Raw genomic sequence first — 13,473 nt, 5'->3', positions numbered from 1 at the left:
ACCAGCTCAGAGGTTGACCTCTGAGCTGGTGGGTTTCGTTTGGGAGGTTGCGGGGGCTTCGAGGTCCGGCGAGCCGGTTCCAGCTGTCCGCTTTCGACACTATGCGCGGGGTAGGCAGCATTTCTTGTACTTGGCTTGTGAGCCGCACCAGCAGGGGTCGTTTCGGCCGGGCGGCCAGGGGGTCTGGGGTGTGCCCGAGTCGATCAGGGAGTCGCGGTAGGCCTCGAGTGTGGGGATGTCTGGATCTTCGCTGCCGGAGGTTGTGGCGAAGGTTGCCAGGGCGTTGGCTGTGGCGGGGATTGTGGCGAGGCTGGTTGTGCCGTGTTCGGCTCGGAGGCGGAGTTCTTGTTCGGTGATTGCTCGGTGGTCGTCCCAGGTTGCGCCGTGGTCGGCGGCCAGGTCGGGCCAGCGGCGTAGGGCTTCGTCGAATTCGGGCTCCGGGAAGAACAGGACCACCGGGCCGTCGTCCAGCGAGTCCTCCAGTTCCGCCATCATCTCGTCCGCGAGATCGTCGTACTCGTCGTGCTCCAGGCCGAGCTCGTGCCGGACACCGTGCCGGGCCTGCAGTACTTCGAACGTGATCATCGCGACGTCGTCGTACGCCGGATCCGAGGACTCGAGTTGGTCGTGACGCTCGAGAACGGTGTCCAGCGCCTCGGTCAGCCATTCCTCCGCGACCTCCGCCTGCCCGTTCGCGACCAGGACCTCGCCGACGAGCATCGCCGCATCGGGGTCCTCGGTCAGCCGTTCACGCAGCACGGCGAGCTGCGTCATCGCCTCCTCTTCACGACCGGCGAGGAACAACGCGTCCGCGCGAATGGCCGAGGGGTGGCTCGTCGAGGTGTCGCCGGAGCGTTCGCAGGCCTCGATCGCGCGCTCGGCAAGCGCGATCGCGACCTCCGGTTCGTCGGTGTCGGCGGTGATCTCGGCCGCCACAGTCAGCGCATAGCCGGCGTCGGCAGCGTCCGCCAGCCGGCCGTCGTCGACCGCGGCGACCAGGGCTGCCGCCAGCGTCTCCGGCGTCTCGCTCTCGCTCGCCTCCGCCGCGATGCGATCGATGTCTTCGGTCGACAGGACGTCATTCATACGCACACCCAACGGTATCGCGAGCGGTCGATCAGTAATGCCAGTAGTACCGGGCGTCGGCGTTCCACGTCAGAGGCACGGTGGTGCGGTTCGTGAAGGCCATGCCCAGGCCCTTGGCGAGCTCGACAGTGCGGTCGAGCTGCAGGGCGTACGGGTGCTGGTTGTCGTCCCACCATTGTTCGTGCTGGGTGATGCAGGTCTGGTTCGCGTAGTACGGGTTCGTACAGGGGTGGGGCGGGAGCCATTGCTGGACGTGGCGGAAGTGGACGGTGGTGGAGCCATTCGGTGGCTTGATGGTGCCGGTGGCGTCCAGGCAGTAGCCGGCCGCGGGGATGTTCCACTTGACGTAGTGCTGGCGCCCACCGTCGGACGCGATCGGTTGCGGGTTCTTGCAGTTCGCGTCGCCAAGGCTTTCGGTCGTGACGCGCTGGATCTGCGTGAGCGGTCGCCCGGCCCCGTCGTTGTAGCCGTCCAGGAGGACCCAGTCGCCGTCGTGGATGAAGTGCTCCGCGGACTTCGGCGGCCAGGCCTTCGGATCGCCCCAGGAGATGTCCGACTCGGTCGCGCTCAGCGGGGTCCACGCCCACTGACCGGCTGCCGTCCCGCCGGCGAAGTACTGCCCGGCGGACTTCTCGAACATCAGGGAGTACTGCGCGTACGTCTCGGTCGCGGCGTCCGACGACCGTGGCGTCACGACTGCGAGCGCGACCGCCACAGCGGCCGCCACGGACACGGCGGCGAGTTTCTTCAGCACAGAGAGTGAGGTTAGCCCGCCGCCAGTCCACCGGCAGCTGTCAGCGGTCGAGCACCTCGCGGAGCTTGGCCGCGAACTCCGTCGGCTTACCCGGCTGGCCGTACTCGTTGCCGAGGAAGCCACCGTGCCCGCTCGGGAACCTGACCGGCGTCAGCCCGAGCCGCTCCGCCGCGGCCTTGCCGCCACGCCCGGCCATCTGGTTCGAGGACTCCTCGCCGACCCCGAAGACGATCCGGTCCTTGACCTTGCCCAGGGCATCGAAGTCGGGGGCGTACGACGTACAGCCGCGCAGGTTCTGCCCGAGCAGAGCGTCCGTACGGGACCCGTCGTCCTCCGTCGGCAGCCCGAACATCGCCGGATCCGGTGCCGGCTGCTGCGTGTAGTCGGCCGGAATCTCGCCGTCGTACGACACCAGCGTGATGAACTTCGCCATCCCGGGCCCCATCCCGTCGCGCTGGTACGTCGCATACATGTCCTCGACCGCGCCCAAAGCCGCCTCACTGTCCGGCAGGATGCCGGCGAGCGGCGGCTCGTGCGCGACCAGTGTGTGGATGACGTCCGGACGACGAGCGCTGAGCGCGAGCGCGTTCACCGCACCGCCGCTGCTGGCGAAGACGTCGACCGGTCCGACGTCCAAGTGGTCGATGAGGGCGGCCAGGTCGGCCGCGTGATCCTCCGGGGAAAGCTCGGTCACCTCGCCGCTGCGGACACTGCGCTCGACGCCGCGTGGGTCGTACGTCACCACGGCGCGATCCTCGAAGTGCGACGCCAAGGTCGGGAATCCACTCGCGCCCATCGGGGAGCCGATGATGAGCAGGACCGGGCGGTTCGCCAGGTCGCCACGGACGTCGTACGTCAGGGTCGCTCCCGGCACGTCGAGAGTCTGGGTCACCGGCTCGGGCATCGTCGGGCTCCTCGTCGCCTCGGCCCACCCCCATTGGTCGACCTCGTGTTCGAGAGCCTAGACGCTCGCGATCGCCCCCAACAGGAACCCGATCGGAACTTTTCCGGCACTTTCTGCTTAGCTGGTGGGTATGACTGAGAAGCCAGAGATCGACTTTCCGGACGGGCCGCCGCCGGCGGATCTCGAGATCACCGACATCAGCGTGGGCGACGGCGACGAGGCCAAGGCCGGTTCCCGGGTCAACGTGCACTACGTGGGCGTGGCCCACTCCACCGGCGAAGAGTTCGACGCGTCGTACAACCGCGGCGCCCCGCTGGCCTTCCAGCTCGGCGTCGGCCAGGTCATCCAGGGCTGGGACACCGGCGTCCAGGGCATGAAGGTCGGTGGCCGCCGCAAGCTGGTCATCCCGCCGCACCTGGGCTACGGCGACCGCGGCGCCGGCAGCGCGATCAAGCCGGGCGAGACCCTGATCTTCGTCGTGGATCTGGTGAGCGTCAGCTGAACCCACAGCAGCCGGCGGTGACCCTTGGTCACCGCCGGCTGCCTGTTTTCCGGTAGTTGTACTCATCCACCACCGCCGTCGATCCGGTTGACTCCGGAGCATGACAAAGACCGTCCGGTACGCCGCCGTGGCCGCGAAACTGCTGCTGCTCGCCTTGTTGCTCGCGGCATTGATCTGGCCGGATCTCAGCGGTATCAAGGGCAAGGCGTCGACCGCCCGCCTGACCGTCTATCCGATCGGCGCGCTCGTGCTGCCGCTGTGGTGGTGGATCCGCGGCCGCAAGGGCGCGTTCCCGTGGGCGGCGGACCTGTTGATGACGCTGCCGTGGCTGATCGATCTGCTCGGCAACCGGCTGGATCTGTTCGACACGGTCGGTTGGTGGGACGACGCCATGCACTTCGTCCTCTGGGCCCTGCTCACCTGGGGCGTGCTGCTCGCATTCGCGCCTCCGGGCCTGTCGCGACCGCTCACGGTCCTTGTTGCCCTCGGCTTCGGCACCACTGCGGCCGTCGTCTGGGAGATCGGCGAGTACGTTGCGTTCGTCCGCAGCTCGCCCGAACTCCATACTGCCTATACCGACACCCTGGGCGACCTGGCGCTCGGCACACTCGGTGCGCTGCTGGCCGGTCTGATCGTGGGCCACGCACGAGGGGCGGGCACAAAGTCCCCCTCCCCTTCCAACTTATAGCGGGTGGGGGGACTTGCTGCAAGCCCCGGTTCGTCTCGCAGAATGGTCGATCGGTCGGCTCAGCAGAGCTCGGGGAACGGAGATTGATCAGTGCGTTTTGTGATGGCTACCTGGGGGTCGCGCGGTGACGTGGAACCTTTGGCGGGGCTTGCGGTAGCACTTCAGGAACTTGGCGCCGAGGCAACGGTGTGCGCGCCACCGGACGACGATTTCGAGGCGCTGCTGGCGCGCGCCGGCGTACCGATGGTGCCGCTCGGACCGTCGGTGAAGTCGGTGGTCGCGGGGCCGAAGCCGCCGTCGGGACATGCGGCGTTCGACCTGGCTCCGCGGCTGGTCGCGGCGCGGTTCGAGACCCTCGGCACCGTGGCGCAGGGGGCCGATGCGATCGTCGCCACCGGTCTGATGCCGGCCGGTGCTCGCGACGTGGCCGAGAAGCTCGGCATCGGGTACGCGCTCGCCGCCTTCCACCTCGGTGGGATCCCGTCGCAGCACACCTCGCCGGGAGTACGGCCCGGTACGCCGTCACCGGAAGGCGAGACGGATCGGCGCGTGTTGTGGAAGCAGGACGCGGAACGGGTCAACGCGCTGTACGGTCCCTCGCTCAACAAGGAGCGTGCTGCGATCGGGCTGCCGCCGGTGGAGAACGTTCGGGACTATGTGTTCACCGAACATCCGTGGCTCGCGGCGGATCCGACGCTGTGCCCGTCGGAGGGGATGACCGATCTCGGGGTGATCCAGACCGGCGCCTGGATCTTGCGTGACGATCGTCCGCTGGCGGACGAGCTAGAGGCGTTCCTCGGGGCGGGTGAGCCGCCGGTGTACGTCGGGTTCGGCAGCATGGCTGCGCATGCGCCGAAGGGCATCGCCGAGACTGCGATCGCGGCTTGTCGGGCGCACGGGCGGCGCGTGCTGCTCAGTCGGGGGTGGGCCGAGCTGGATCTGGCCGACGACGGCGCGGACTGTTTCGTCGTGGGTGAGGTCAATCAGCAGGCGCTGTTCCCGAGGGTGGCGGCGGTTGTGCATCACGGTGGCGCGGGTACGACGACCACGGCTGCACGCGCCGGCGTACCGCAGGTTGTCGTACCGCTGATCGCGGACCAGCCGTACTGGGCGGGCCGGGTCGCCGCGTTGGGCATTGGTGCTGCACACGAGCGTTCGGCGCCGACCGTCGAATCCCTCTCGGCCGCCCTCGCAACAGCACTGGACCCCAAAACGAAAGGCCAGGCCGCGAAGACAGGCGCCGAAATCAAGCCCGACGGCGCCACAGTAGCCGCGCACCTCCTCCTGGACGGCCGCGCGACGCGCGGGTAAGTCGAGGGCGGTGCCGAACCGCGCCGTGGGTTAGTCGGTTGGGCGGTGGAGGGCGTCTTGTAGGTGTGCGAGTACGGCGTCGGGCGAGCGGGTCCAGTCTGTGGTCAGGACGTGGTGGACCCTCCAGCCGGTGGTGGTCAGGGCGCTTGGGTGGGTGGTCAGACGCTCGAGCAGGGTGTCGGCGGCGACGCGATCGGGAGTGTCGACGAGGACCGCGAGGCGGTGCCCGGTGTCGTCGGGAAGCTTCAGTGCCAGGTCGCAGCGGAAGACCGACTCGCCCACCGCCACGTCGACCTCGACGCCCCGCTCCGCCAACGCCGCAGCCAGTTGCTCGATGACAGCACTCGGCGGCGGCGCCTTCACCGGCGCCGCCCTCAGCCGGTACGACATCAGCGCGGCCTTCGCAGCGTCCTGATCCCCACGGGAGACGGCAGCGGCGTACCCGAGGAACCGCCGCAGCGTGTTGGCGCCGTCGTTGTAGGTGTTCGTGATCGCGTCAGGCTCGATGCTGCTGACGATGACCATGTGTTCGCGAGCGCGGCTGAAGATCACGTTCAGCCGCTTCTCGCCGCCCGAGGTGTTGATCGGGCCGAAGTTCATCAGCATCCGCCCGTCCTGGCCGGCCGCGTAGCAGACGCTCATCAGTACGATGTCCCGCTCGTCGCCCTGGACGTTCTCCAGGTTCTTCACGAACAGGCCGGCGTCCTGCTCGCCGTGCATCCGCACCTGCTCCGCCTCGTACTGCGCGGCGAACGCCGGATCGCTCTCGGCCAGCTCGTCCAGCGCCCGCTCGATCTCACCCTGCTGCGCCTCCGAGAACGCAACGATCCCGATGCTCTTCCCCGTCTCACGCGCGAGCAGCTCCCGCACCAGCGAGGCGATCCAGCGAGCCTCCGCCGGATTGGTGCGTCGTACGTACACACCGTCGACGAGCCGTACCGCCGTGATGCTCCCGTCCAGCACGCTGTCGCACACCTCGGCGGCCGGGGAATCCGAACGCAACGTCCACGGCGGCGCCGCATGCGGTGGCAACCGGTCCGGCACCGTCGCGAGCTTGCCCTGGTAGAACGCCGCGTTGCTGAACGAGATCAGCGCCTCCGACCTGCTCCGGTAGTGCCAGGTCAGCATCGTCGACGCCAGCCGCAGCGCACTGATCGAGAGGAAGCTGTCCTCGGTCAACGCGATCCCGAGCTGCTCCGCCGTCTCCTCGTCGGCCTCGTCGCTCTGGACGCGGAAGTACTGCGTCGGAGGCAGCTGCATCTGGTCCCCGACCACGATCACCTGCGGCGCCCGGTGCAGCGCCGGAATCGCCTCCTCCACAGGGATCTGGCTGGCCTCGTCGTACACCACGACGTCGAACGACATGGTCAGCGGCAGCGTCTCCGACACCGACGACGGGCTCATCAACCACACCGGACGCAGCACCGCCACGACCTCGCCGGGCGGACCGGACGCGAGATCGCGGATCGACCGGTACCGCATGACCTTGCCGAACTCGTGCTCCAGCTCCCGCCGCCCGGTCGCGAAGCCTTTCTTCCGCTCGCGATCATCCGCCGACATCCCGGTCACGCTGCGCTCGGAGTGCGCGACCTCGGCCAGGAACCGGCGCCGCACCTGCGCGACGACAACTTGTGCGTTCAGCTCGGTCAGGTCGTCGTACACCATGCTCAACTCGCCGACGATCGCATCGACCCGCGCCGAGGACAGCTGCAGCGGTGCAGCCGACCGGGCGCGACCCCATTCGGCTGCACAGACGGCGTACTCGAGCTGGTCCGGCGTGGCGTCAAGCCGACGAACAGCGGTCAGCACAGACGGCGGGGCGCTCGACAGCTCGCGGAGTTTGGGACCGATTGCGCGGACGACAGGACTCTCGGCGGCCAGCCGCTCCGCGACGTCCCGGAGCTCGTCGACAGACAGCGTGTCCCAGTGATCGGCGAGCAGCTCGCGGCTGATCTCCGTGGCCGCGTCGAGCGCGTCGGCCAACCGGGACAGCCCCGAGGTGGCGCCCTCGCGAAGAGCCGAGCGCCAGTCAGGCACGCTCTTCCGAACGGCGGCGAGTTGGTCGATCAGCTCCCGCGGGTCGTCGGCACCCCAGTCGTGGCGGGTCTGCTCGGTGTGTTCCTGTACGGCCGCCGATGCGGACTGCGCCGAGACCAGATCGGTCAGGATCTCGGTGACGGACGGCTGCACGGCGCGCGCCGTCCCGTCGAAGCGACCGCGGACGAGGCTCTTCACCCGTCGCCAATCCCCGCTGAGGAAGGAGAACGTGCCACCTTCCTTGCTCTGGGCAACCTTCAAGGCTGAACGCGCGTCGGCCGGCGCAAGCGGATCCGGCCAGCCCGCGGCCTCCTTCCAGGCGGCGCGCTCGGCCGCGACCAGCTTCTTCCGCTCGGCTCCGGCGGCCGCCAGCTCTCGCGCGTCGTCCGACCGCGGCACGATCGCCTCGGCTCGATCGACCCGTGTCAACGGCTCCAGCAACCGCCCAAGGTGGGCGAATGCCTGAACGTCGCGGACGGCCGTCGGTTCAAGATCCAGCGCAGCCAGGGACTCCGCCACCGCATCCCACCTCGCGCGAAGCTCGCGGCCGGCAGCACTCACGTCCGAGTCGTCCCAGCGTCGCAGCAGGCTGAGCGAACTCCGCGCCAGCACACCACCGGTCGCCGGATCGGCCGCAGCGAGCGACTGAGCGACCTCCCGTACGGCCGCGTGCGCGTCCCACCACTCCCCCACCTCGGGCAGAAGCGCGCCCTCGTCGTCAGCAGGCGTCCACGCGTACTCGTGAAGCTCGGCGAGGCGGTTGACGACGGCTCGAAGGTGCGGGTTGCCGCTCGCCAACTGCTGTTCGAACTCGTCCACGGTTGCGAGCAGGCGGTCAACCCGAGTGAGCAGATCGGCCCGCCGCGCGGTCAGCGCATCCAGATCGTCCTCGCCCGCGAGCCACGCCTCGTACGTCTCCCGAAGCCCGTGGACGAACGCCTTCTTGTCACCCTGCGAGTCGTGGATCAGTGCGCACAGCCCGTCCAGCCGCCGGCTCGCGAGCCGTGCATGGACGACATCGAGCGCGGCCCGTTTCTGGCAGACGAACAGCACACGTTTGCCCTGCGCAACGAAGTCCGCGATCAGGTTGGTGATCGTCTGCGACTTCCCCGTCCCCGGCGGCCCTTGGATCACGAAGCTCTCGCCGCGCCGCGCCCGCGCGATGGCCGCCACCTGCGATCCGTCGGCCGGCACGACGAGATGCCGATCGGAGACAGGCAGCTCCGGCAACGCACTGCCCACCGGACGCGGCCGGTCCGAGAACAGCTGGTCGAACGACGCCGCCGACTCCGAGCTGGTCAGCAGCTCGTCGTAGTCCCGCACCAGCCCGAGGGTCCGGTAGTTGAAGTTCGCCAGGGAGACCGCGCACAGATCGACGTCCCACGAGTACGGCCCGCCCTCGGTGTCGAGTGAGTACAGGTCGGTCTCGAGCGCGCCCGGCCGCCGCGGCTCCTCGCCGAGCGCGATCCCCAGCGGCAGGGTCTGCTGCGCGATCTGGGACCGAAAGATCTGCACACCGAGCGGCTCGTAGTCCGCCCGCCGGTACGAGTACGCATACTGCTTGCCACCGAACCCGGTGGCAAGATTCCCTCGCCGGCGACGGTTGTACGTCCGGAGTCGCGTCATGGCCCGCTGCCGCACCAGATCGATCCGCGGCTTCTCCCGCAGGTGCAGCTGGAGGCCCGGCTCGGTCGCCTGGATCTCCTTCGTCAGCCGCTCGTGCAACTCGCGCAGCGCGCCCGGCACCGACAGGTCGACAGTCTCGGGCAAGGAGATCCCGTACAGCTGGCGCAGGCTGTGCCGCAGCGTCGGGTTCACCTCGGCGATCGGATCCGTGACCCGCAGTGTGTACGAGTCGCGGACGCCGCGCTTCTTCGTCAGCTCGACCTTCGCCAGCACCAGCGGCGACGCAAGCCGGGTGTCGCGGTCGTTCTTCAGGTCGTGCCACCGCAGGAACGCCGGCACCAACCGCAACTGGTCCTGCCCGTAGTCGGCCTTGTCCCGGCGCGCTGTCGAGATCAGCTTGTCGAGGGTGTTCGCGGCGTACGGCGCATCGTCGTACCGGATCCACTTGCCGAGCGGCTGCGCCTTCTTCAGCAGGTCGGCCGCCAGGTTGTCGCGCCACGTGAACAGCTGCTCGGAACGGATCGTCCGTACGTCGAGCATCAGCGGCACCGAGACCTCGGTGAGGTTCAGCGTCTGCGCGGTCGGCCGGAAGTTGATCAGCCGGTTCCGCCGGGAGAGGTCGAAGAGCCGGTCGCGGAGGGCACCGAGCACCGCAGTCCGGCGATCTGCCACGCCCTGGACGATCGCCTCGACGTCGAAGTCGAGCGGCTGGTCGCGGTAGTTCTCCAGCTGCTCGATCAGCGAGTGCAGGTCCTGCGCGCGCCGGAACCGGTCCGGCTCGGCCATCTGCGCGGCGACCGACACGATCACCGGGTGCAGGTCCGGGTCCAGCCGGTACAAGTTGCCGCGGGCATCGATCAGGGTGCCGACGTCTGCGGTCCTGGACAGATCGAGGCCGCAGCCGAGCGCGAGCAGCAGCTGCCCCAGGCTGAAGATGTCCGTCAGCTGGTCGTGGTGACCGAGCACGTGCTCCCAGCTCTGCCAGCCAGCCACCAGGGTCGGTGCCGCGATCGCGTCCGGAACCGGCTCGGGGACGACGGTCTGCTCCCGGGCGCCGTCCGCTCCCAGGTCGAGGTCGGACTGCCGATGCGCCACCACCTCGACGGCCGTCGGACGCTTCCCCTGCCGGACATCGACCTCCCGCGTCGCAAGGGTCGGCCGGCCCGCGTCCTCGGGCGCGAAACCGAGCCGGCTCTGCTCGTCGACCGTGATCCGGCCCAGCCCGCGCAACGGCGCAACCAGCCCACGCTCGTGCACCGCCGCAGTCTCGTGGAACAGCGGCAGCACCGCAGCGAGCAGCGCATCGTTGCCGAGCCCGCCCTGCGAGACGGCCAGCGCGACGAGATCCTCCGCGCTCATCCGACCACCTCCGCGGCAGCCTGGACGAACCGTGTCCGCTGCTTGTCGCTCCAGCCCAGCTCGTCGTCGGCAACATCGACGTACCCACTGAGGCCGGACCGTCGAGCGACCGCCAGCGACGCGACCAATCCGTCGTCGCCCAACTCCGGGTCCGCCGTCGCGAGATCGAGCAGCAGATAGCAGAGATAGCGCACAGTGGCTGCAGCCAATGGGCGCGGCCGCGGCAACGGTGCCCCGTCCACAGGACGTACGGCCAACGGCTCGTCGAAGCGCACCGCTCCCCCGGGCACGCCCAGCGGCCCCGGCGGATCCGCAAACCCCGCGGCCGCGGTCGCGATCGCGTCCGTCCGCAGACCCTCGGTGTGCGCGATCGCCGCCGCGAAGTCCCGGCTGATCTCCCTCAGCAGCACCGCATCGAGCAGATCCGGCGCGTCCACGTCGAGCGGCCCGGTCACGAGCGCCTCGACGTCCTCGCCCGCCACCCAGTTCTTCAACGCCCACGCGCGCCCGACCGCCTCGGGATGGGACGTGCCGCGACTGCCTGACCGGAGATCCAGCGCCTCCGCCTGACGCAAGTACGCATCCGGATCAGCCGTACTCAGTCCGGTCTCGAGCTTCAGCAGGGCGCGCACCGCCGTCCGCAGGTCTCCACACGCCGTCAACGCTCCACGATCGGCAAACAGTTCCGTCGCCAAAGACCAACGCCGGTGCGTCTCGAGGTACTGCGACGGGGTCCGGGCATCACCTGCCGCCGCATCGAGCAGCCGATCGACGGCGAGATACCCACCGTCCTCGGCCTGCCACAACAACCGGTGCGCCAACTCGTGGCCGATGACCGCCGTCAGCTCGTCCTCGTCGAGCCGGTCGAGCAGCGCACCCTGGAAGAGGATGACCGCCTTACCTGCCTGATGCAGGTACGCCGCGTTCGGCTCGCCGCTCACCTGGTAGTAGTCGATGCCCTCGTCCAGCTCGAGCGCCCGCGCGGCGCGCTCACCCGCCCGGAACACGGCCGGATGCGCATCGGGCTCCAAACGGTACGCATTCCGCAGCAGTACGTCGTCGAGCGAACCCTCCGGCCCGCCGTGCAACGCCGTCCAGGCACGCTCGTCCACCTGGCGGACGACCGCCAGGACGGACCGGTGATACCCGAGCGCTGACAACATGCCCGCCACGATAACCACCCCCACCGACCAAAACCGAACGCGATCCGGCGGGCCTGTGGACAACCGGCAAAACTATCTGTCAGTTGGGCGGCAGACTCCGTTCGCAGCAGCACTCGCGGCGAGGGCTGCAGCTGCGGGACTGGCCCCGGACGCGTCGTCCGTGGCGAGCGGCACGTCCTGCACGTCCGCGGGTGCAGCGGCTCGAGTTGTGTGACGGCCGATCGGTACGACCATCGGCGTACCGGCGACCGGGTCCGGGACGACCTTCACGGCCAGTCCGAAGACGTCCTGCACCACCGCTTCGTTGATCACGTCCGCAGGGTTGCCCTCGGCAACGATTGCGCCGTCCTTCATCGCGATCAGGTGGTCGCCGAACCGGCAGGCCTGGTTCAGGTCGTGCAGCACCAGCACGATCGTCCGGTCGTCGGACTTGTTCAGGTCGACGAGCAGGTCGAGGACCTCGAACTGGTGCGTCAGGTCCAGGAACGTCGTCGGCTCGTCCAGCAACAGGATGTCGGTCTCCTGCGCGAGTGCCATCGCGATCCAGACCCGCTGCCGCTGGCCGCCGGACAGCTCGTCGATCGGCCGGTCCGCGATCGACAGCACGTCCGTCGAGGTCATCGCCTCCGCGACCGCCTCGTCGTCGGACTTCGACCATTGCCGGATCCAGCGCGTCCGTGGGTAGCGCCCACGACCGACCAGGTCCGCGACCGTGATGCCCTCCGGCGCGGTCGGCGACTGCGGCAGCAGGCCGAGCTTGGTCGCCACCTCCCGGGTCGGGATCTGCTGGATGCTCTTCCCGTCCAGCAGCACCGATCCGCGGGACGGCTTCAGCAGCCGCGCCAGCGTCTTGAGCAGCGTCGACTTGCCGCATGCGTTGGCACCGACGATGACCGTGATCTTCCCGGTCGGGATCCGTACCGAGAGGTCGTGGATGATCTCTCGCTGGTCGTAGCCAACGGCCAGCTCGGAGGCGGCCAGACTGTGTTCCACAGGGTTCTCCATCTCTCAGCCACCACTTCCGACACGGTTGGCCCGCGCCAGCAGGACCATCAGGTACGGCGCACCGACCACGCCGGTCACCACACCGACCGGCAACTGGGTGTCCCCGAAAGCGTGCTGCGCAACGAGATCCGACACCGCCACCACCAGCGCCCCGAGCAACCCGGACGTGACCATCGCCGGTCCGGGCGAACGAGTCAGCCGGCGCGCGATCGGCGGCGCGACGAACGCGACGAACCCGATCGGCCCGGCCGCCGCCGTCGCCACCGCGGCCAGCAGCACGGCGATCACGATCAGCCCGAGCCGCGACGCCTCGACCCGCAGCCCCAGTCCGTACGCCGTCTCGTCGCCGAGCTGCAGGATCCGCAACTGCTGCACGAGGAACACCATGAACGGCAGCAGGACGACGAAGGTGATCGCCAGCGACCGGACGTTCGACCAGTCGCGGCCGTTCAGGCTTCCGGTCAGCCAGATCAGCGCCTGCTGCGCGATCTCCACGCGAGCCTTCGTCAGCAGGTACGAGGTGATGCTCGTGGCCATTGCGCCGATGCCGATCCCGATCAGGATCAACCGGTAGCTCGACACCCCGTGCCGCCAGGCGAGGACGTACATGATGAACGCGGTTAGTACCGCGCCGAGGATCGCGAGCGCCGACACCGCGACGCCTGTGAGCCCGAGAGTGACGATCGCGAAGACGGCGAACGCGCTGGCGCCGTAGGTGACGCCGATGATGTCGGGCGAGGCCAGCGGGTTCCGGGCGATGCTCTGGAAGATCGCGCCGGACAGGCCGAGCGCCGCGCCGACCATGAGACCGGTCAGTGCCCTGGGCAACCGTAGGCGGTTGACGATGAACTCGGTCGCGTGATCGCCGCCGCCGAACAGCGTCTTGACCACGTCGATCACCGGGATCTTGAAATCACCCAGCGACAGCGAGACGCAGAAGACGGCAAACACCACCACCGCGAGAACAGCAATGACCACAGCAGTACGAGCCTGTCGCACCGCACGAGCCCGCGCGATGACCTGAACTGCCTCATCCAT

The 13,473-nt window shown here is 68.9% G+C and carries 10 protein-coding genes; 3 read left to right on the top strand and 7 right to left on the bottom strand.

Translation table 11 applies throughout. The features are described 5' to 3' along the window. Positions 1–99: 99 nt before the first annotated feature. Genes ACGFI6_RS12625 through ACGFI6_RS12615 form a run of 3 tightly spaced genes read right to left on the bottom strand, consistent with a single transcriptional unit; the run spans position 100 to position 2,744 of the window. The gene (locus ACGFI6_RS12625; protein ID WP_393117800.1) at positions 100–1,086 is read right to left on the bottom strand and encodes an SEC-C metal-binding domain-containing protein; all 987 of its coding nucleotides are present in this window, start codon (positions 1,084–1,086) and stop codon (positions 100–102) included. A 31-nt stretch (positions 1,087–1,117) separates the two neighbouring features. Further along, positions 1,118–1,840, bottom strand: a complete 723-nt coding sequence (locus ACGFI6_RS12620) for a hypothetical protein (protein WP_393117798.1) — start codon at positions 1,838–1,840, stop codon at positions 1,118–1,120. A gap of 40 nt (positions 1,841–1,880) precedes the next feature. Beyond that, positions 1,881–2,744 carry an alpha/beta fold hydrolase gene (locus ACGFI6_RS12615; protein WP_393117796.1) on the bottom strand — a complete coding sequence of 288 codons (864 nt, stop codon included), beginning with the start codon at positions 2,742–2,744 and terminating at the stop codon, positions 1,881–1,883. A 130-nt stretch (positions 2,745–2,874) separates the two neighbouring features. Between ACGFI6_RS12615 and ACGFI6_RS12610 the strand changes: the two genes are divergently transcribed. From ACGFI6_RS12610 to ACGFI6_RS12600, 3 genes are all read left to right on the top strand, one after another. Next, positions 2,875–3,246 carry an FKBP-type peptidyl-prolyl cis-trans isomerase gene (locus tag ACGFI6_RS12610; protein WP_393117794.1) on the top strand — a complete coding sequence of 124 codons (372 nt, stop codon included), beginning with the start codon at positions 2,875–2,877 and terminating at the stop codon, positions 3,244–3,246. A 100-nt stretch (positions 3,247–3,346) separates the two neighbouring features. Further along, positions 3,347–3,934: a hypothetical protein gene (locus ACGFI6_RS12605; RefSeq protein ID WP_393117792.1), complete on the top strand. Its 588-nt coding sequence runs from the start codon at positions 3,347–3,349 to the stop codon at positions 3,932–3,934. A 186-nt stretch (positions 3,935–4,120) separates the two neighbouring features. Continuing rightward, complete coding sequence (locus tag ACGFI6_RS12600; protein WP_393117790.1) at positions 4,121–5,245, top strand: glycosyltransferase; 1,125 nt, start codon at positions 4,121–4,123, stop codon at positions 5,243–5,245. A 30-nt stretch (positions 5,246–5,275) separates the two neighbouring features. Here ACGFI6_RS12600 and ACGFI6_RS12595 read toward each other — a convergent pair whose 3' ends face one another. The 4 genes from ACGFI6_RS12595 to ACGFI6_RS12580 form a co-directional block, all read right to left on the bottom strand. Then, positions 5,276–10,267: an AAA domain-containing protein gene (locus ACGFI6_RS12595; RefSeq protein ID WP_393117788.1), complete on the bottom strand. Its 4,992-nt coding sequence runs from the start codon at positions 10,265–10,267 to the stop codon at positions 5,276–5,278. After that, on the bottom strand, positions 10,264–11,430 hold the full coding sequence (locus ACGFI6_RS12590) for a M48 family metalloprotease (protein ID WP_393117786.1): 1,167 nt from the start codon (positions 11,428–11,430) through the stop codon (positions 10,264–10,266). The genes ACGFI6_RS12595 and ACGFI6_RS12590 overlap by 4 nt, the downstream gene beginning before the upstream one ends. Before the next feature lie 72 nt (positions 11,431–11,502). Beyond that, on the bottom strand, positions 11,503–12,435 hold the full coding sequence (locus tag ACGFI6_RS12585) for an ABC transporter ATP-binding protein (RefSeq protein ID WP_393117785.1): 933 nt from the start codon (positions 12,433–12,435) through the stop codon (positions 11,503–11,505). 3 nt (positions 12,436–12,438) lie between these two features. After that, positions 12,439–13,473 carry a FecCD family ABC transporter permease gene (locus ACGFI6_RS12580; RefSeq protein WP_393117783.1) on the bottom strand — a complete coding sequence of 345 codons (1,035 nt, stop codon included), beginning with the start codon at positions 13,471–13,473 and terminating at the stop codon, positions 12,439–12,441.

This window comes from Kribbella sp. NPDC048928 (genome assembly GCF_043197975.1).
Classification (GTDB): Bacteria; Actinomycetota; Actinomycetes; order Propionibacteriales; family Kribbellaceae; genus Kribbella.
This window is presented reverse-complemented; position numbering and strand designations above follow the sequence as displayed.